Raw genomic sequence first — 5,501 nt, forward strand, 5'->3', positions numbered from 1 at the left:
TTTGCTAGGACTTTCTCGGCCGCCACTACTTTTACCATTTGCTCAAAGGTTCCTAGAGTGACACCACACAAACGTTTGAACTCTGTCTGCTCTAAATTTTTCACTTTTTCGTAACTCATTTGTGATTAGTTGAATTTCTATCTGTTTTACAATTCTATCAGACTTTCGCAGGAGGTCTAAAGTTAATTTTTTGCGTTCATCTAATTGTTCATAACCACTTGGACTGCCGAAAATTTCCCAAAATTTTGATTTGAGCATGAGCTTCTCTAACCCAGATGGAGAGTTTTTGTAAGCTAATAATTCTCGGTAGTAATCCCAAAAATCATCAAGAAACTTGTCTAACTTTTTTTGATGACAAGTAACAAATGGACTTAACTTTTTATAATGTCTTGCTTCATGCACCCAACATAAAGATAAATCATCTGTGAGTAATTTAAACTGGGGTGCATCATCAGTCACCAGAGTTTTTATTACCGGAATCTGGGATTGCTGAGCATAAAAAGCAATCGCTGCTGCCTCAAAAATTCTGGTACGATCTTGAGAGCCCACTTCGCCCAGATTCTGATTCAGCAAGGAGTTAAACTCATCACCCTTCAACGGAATTTCTTGAGGCAATCCTTTAATTTGATGGCTCCACTTCTGGGGTACATTCAACATCTCTAATAGCTTGTAAGTAAGTGGAGATAGAATAAACTCAAGTTCTGGGTTGTTCTGTAATACTCCAAGTATGCTTAATCGGTCTTTTCTTAAGGTTGTAGAATAAACTGTATATAAGGGGTTGCAAATTATATTTGTAGTGTGATTTACTCCTTTAACACGCGCACTTGTTTGGTCTAAGTGTTGCCAAGGGCTACTTGCTAATCCGGATACATACACTTCGTTAAATTCTGATTCAAACTTTGATGAATTTTTCATTTTTCTGATTTGATAAATAACCTGCTGACATTGAAATCCCAATATTGCTTAAAAAATCTATAGCGGTTCTCAGATAAATGAGGTATACAGGGTAAGCTCATCTAATTTGGTATAAATTGTAGTTGACAAAAAGACAACTATAGAAAACGTGGCATTCACGTATGAGCAATTCTATAATGCCTTAAAAGCTAAGTCATCAAGCCGTAAAACTCAATGGATAAAGGATTCCTGCCCGCCCGGCCAACGTCTAAGTCAAAGCAACCACGCTCAGAAACCCCACCTATTTCCATGCAAGAGTTACAAGGGAGCTTGTCAAGTTATTTTGATGACGTACCCGACCCTCCTAGTGAACCGAACCAAACGCCACCTACTGAAAGACATTCTCGTCATTGCCATATTATCTACAATAGCTGGAGGTGAGGGATGGGAAGACATGGAAAATTATGGAATCAGTAAGCAGCAATGGTTGCAAAAATTTTTAGACTTACCCAATGGCATCCCGAGCGATGATACCTTTCGACGAGTTGTTGAAAAGCTAGACCCGAAAGTTTTAGAACAGAAGTTGACTCAATGGGTTAAACAATTAATTGGGCCAGTTGGCCAACAAGTTATCCCGATTGATGGCAAAAATCTCCGAGGTTCTTATGACCGAAAAACCGGGGTAAATAATTTACATTTAGTGACAGCTTGGGCCAGCGAAAATCGGTTGGTACTTGGACAAGTTAAAGTGGAAAACCATTCCAATGAAATCACAGCTATCCCAGCTCTATTGGAATTAATCGATGTCACCGGAGCGATTATTACGATGGATGCGATGGGTACTCAGACCGAGATTGTGCGGCTCATTCGTCAAAAAAAAGCCGCTGCATGTCGTTACCCTCAAAAAGAATCATCCAACTCTTTACAAACAAGTCAAGACCTGGTTTGAAACAGCCAGAGCCAACCAATTTGGTGGAATTGAAGTGAGTGAAGATTCCCGAACGGAAAAAGCACATCATCGAGTCGAAACTCGAAAAGTTTGGGCGGTTCCAGTGGCGGCACTCGGACGACTTTACAAACAAGAAGACTGGGCAGATATTCAGACTATTGTTATAGTAGAACGTTTCCGTTATTTGTGGAACACAACCACTCATGAAGTACAGTTCTACCTGAGTTCCTTACCCGTAGATGCCCAGGTTAATGGTCGCGCTATTCGTCAACATTGGAGCATTGAAAATCAAGAACATTGGATTTTAGATGTCACTTTCAATGAAGATCGATGTCGCATTCGGTCGTTGAATAGCCCTCGGAACTTGGCTGCTATCAGACGGATGTCCCTGAATGCTGTCAATCAAGAAACTACTCTCAAGCGTAGCTTGCGACAGAAAAGGAAACGGGCTGCAATGAATGATGAATACATGATGCTTCTTCTCAAATCCTTTTGTCAAGACTGATTGAGATGCTCTTACCCTGATGAGGTATACCGAAACCTTGTATTGTCAAGATTTCCAGATCAAAATTCGTACCTCACCTTTTTGAGAAAGGCTATAATAGCTTCCCTTGAGTCATATTTCCTCCGTAGTAAAGGCTGATAACTAAGGCTTTTACTCCCGGACCAAACTCCCCATCATATCCGGATGGTAAGGGTGAAACGTATGTTTTCTTTTCTGAAGGTGAGTAATACTTCTGTTTCCGGAATAACACGTTATCTGTTTTCAGTAAAATGTCTTGAACTATTACCTCTTCATAACCCTTGAATTCTGAATCGAATGGTAGTTCTGCTTCAGGATACTCCAGGATTTTTTCTCGGTCAACTTTGACCAGAGCTTTTTTACTACTTTTAATGTGCTTTTTGGGTGCTTTTCGCTCTTTTTCGGATGAGTAGTTCTCTTTTAACTTTTTCGCTCTATTAGCTTTGACCTCTGGTTTGCCTTGTTCTCCTTTCAGGCGATTGTTTTCGGATTTTAATCTTTGATTTTCTGACCGTAATTCTCTGGTTTCTGCTTGTAATTGCTCGCATTATGTTCAGCAATATGGACACAGTACGACGCAATGATTCGTCAGCAATCTCAGATGGCTCAATGCTTTGCAGTAAGGTCTCTACTAATTGGTCACCAGATGTTTTTTGCGTCATGCTTTATATTCTACCATGCTGTGCCTAGATTGTGAACCTTCTTTTTTGCTGTTACCCCGATTTATTGAGCGGATACGTTAAATGCTTGACCTTTAAAGTCTTTAAATATTTTGATAATTTCATCAAGTTTGCCTTGCCATAACATAGTTTCTGCTGATTTTAATCGTTTTATTGAACCCCCTACCTTGTAGAGATTTTCTTGTTCGAGGATACCAATCTAAGATTTCTTGTCTTTGTTCATTGTCTCCAATTTCTTTAAAGATGTTCCAAATTCCGGCATGACCATCTCCTAAACAATACATAGGGTGTAGTAATTTTTGGCTATTAGTCCAATCAATTAAGTCTTGATTATTTTGAAAAAATGCTCCGCAATAAACATTATCTAAACACACGGCTTTATAGTCTTTCCAGTAACAGCTCTCGCCCTTAGTTTCGTTGCGTAGTCTGACTTTACCGCTATCTAATGTAATTTCTTGGACTCCTTGTTGAGATGTAGGCAATTCAAATTCTTGTCTCTTGACTAATCTTTGTAATGTACTGTGAGAAATTTTGATTCCAGTAAATTTTTCCAAATCTTTTTCTGCCATTTGATAAGATTCATTGGCACTGATTAAAAGACAGCAGTTTTCCATGAGTGGACTAAATTGACTGTAAGCTTTTAAGCCAAAATATTTTGCCTGATTATCTGTAATGTCGAGCGAGCCGATTATTGATTTTATTTTTCGGGGCTTTCCTGTTTTAATTCCTGATACTGCTGAAAAAAACAGTTACCTAGTTCTGGACCAACCTCTGATAACATTTTCTGACGCAGGGATTTTTCTAGACTTTCAAAACTTTTTAAATCGGTTGGAGCTGTATTTCTGTAAAAAATTTCTGCTACCGCTTTTAAGTGGACTTTTAGCTGTTGTTGGTCTGATGGTGTCATTTTATTGGCCTCATCTTTATTTAACGATTTTACTAGCTTTTTCATTTTATCTCTTTTTTGACACATTCGCCAAAGTGAGATGCACCAGAAAACTGAAAACTCAAACAGATTACCGATTTAAATTGATTCAGCTTCCAGAATTCAGAAGTTCTTAAAGCTCGATTTTTACTGGGTTAATTCCATCGGATTTAAGAGTTTTAAGAATGATTTTTTCAGAAAAACACTCACGCACAAATATGATTTTATGTCAACTTAATTTAGATGCGTTTACCCTGCACTATAGATAGCCCATAAAAACCATGTGACACCGCTATAGGTAGTGGGTGCGGAATGTGGGTTTTTACATCTTAGCGGTTCGCCTGGGTATCTAATAAAATTAATAGGTAAATAATTGTCAATTTCTACCAGTTTGGCAACATAGTCTGGTGGCACGGATTTATAATTATTATTAGATAGCCAAATTTATAGAGGGCTACCTATTTCTACTGGTGTTAAGCTTTTGCGAGTTTGGCTGTTTGCTTTCTTTCCTACCCCAAAAGGAGGAAAAAAATATGGCAACACCCGAAGAAATCTCTGTATCCTATACGGACGGCATCTATAGAATCTACGGTACTCCCGGCGACGATCCCCTCACAGGCACGGCTGGTAAGGACGACATCTATGGCCGCAATGGCGATGACACGCTCGTTGGTCTTGAGGGCAACGACAGTTTGTATGGCGAGACAGGAAACAACAGTCTCAGTGGGGGTGGAGGCAATGACACCCTGGATGCCGCCGGCGGTGGCAAGGACACCCTGGATGGCGGTACTGGCAATGACAGCCTCAGTGGAGTTTTCGGGGGCAATTCCAGTCTCGCGGGTGGCGATGGCGAAGACACGCTGCAAGGTGGTGGCGCCAATCAAACTTTGGATGGCGGTGCGGGCAATGACAGTCTCACATCAGGTGGTGCTAACACCTTAGAAGGGGGTGCTGGCGATGATACGCTCAATGACGTATATGGCGGCAACCAATATCGTGACTCGGTGCTGCGAGGCGGTGCAGGTAACGATCTCTATCTAATCTATACTGAGCGGGCGAATCAACTGCAAATTCAGGATGCTGGTGGGATCGATCGCTTAGACTTTACTGATTTTACAGGCTACAGAATCACTACCAGCCCTAACCTCTCCCTGTCATTGTCACGGGGAAATACAGGCTTGGCCAGACAAGGCACGAGTTTAGTGATTGACACTAATGAAGACGGGATCGCGCTGGCTACGGATGTTGAAAAAGAAGTTGTAATTTTAGACTTCTTTGGTACTTCCCCAACCCTTGCGGGTGCAGGATTCATCGAAACCATCAACAACCTCTCCGGTACCGAGATTCTCGCGGCTAATTTATCAGACGCATCCACCACGCCGACACCCACGGTGCCGACACCAACCACGCCGACACCCACGGCGCCGACACCAACCACGCCGACACCCACGGCGCCGACACCAACCACGCCGACACCCACGGCGCCGACACCAACCACGCCGACACCCACGGCGCCGACACCAACCACGC

General features: G+C 41.6%; 2 protein-coding genes and 2 pseudogenes. 2 read left to right on the forward strand and 2 right to left on the reverse strand.

Translation table 11 applies throughout. From position 1 onward, the window contains the following. Window positions 1–42: 42 nt before the first annotated feature. Entirely contained in the window at window positions 43–915 is an 873-nt protein-coding gene (locus tag QUA80_RS32860) for a hypothetical protein (RefSeq protein WP_333429100.1), read from the reverse strand. Between the two features lie 213 nt (window positions 916–1,128). Between QUA80_RS32860 and QUA80_RS32865 the strand changes: the two are divergent. Further along, window positions 1,129–2,348, forward strand: a pseudogene (locus QUA80_RS32865) (ISAs1 family transposase). A gap of 759 nt (window positions 2,349–3,107) precedes the next feature. Here QUA80_RS32865 and QUA80_RS32870 read toward each other — a convergent pair. After that, a pseudogene (locus QUA80_RS32870) lies at window positions 3,108–3,953 on the reverse strand (ISKra4 family transposase); the annotation flags it as partial. Between the two features lie 551 nt (window positions 3,954–4,504). Here QUA80_RS32870 and QUA80_RS32875 point away from each other — a divergent pair. Further along, window positions 4,505–5,501 (forward strand): calcium-binding protein (locus QUA80_RS32875; RefSeq protein ID WP_333429101.1); only part of this gene is annotated, 997 nt, incomplete at its 3' end.

This window comes from Microcoleus sp. F4-D5 (genome assembly GCF_036704885.1).
GTDB lineage: Bacteria > Cyanobacteriota > Cyanobacteriia > Cyanobacteriales > Microcoleaceae > Microcoleus.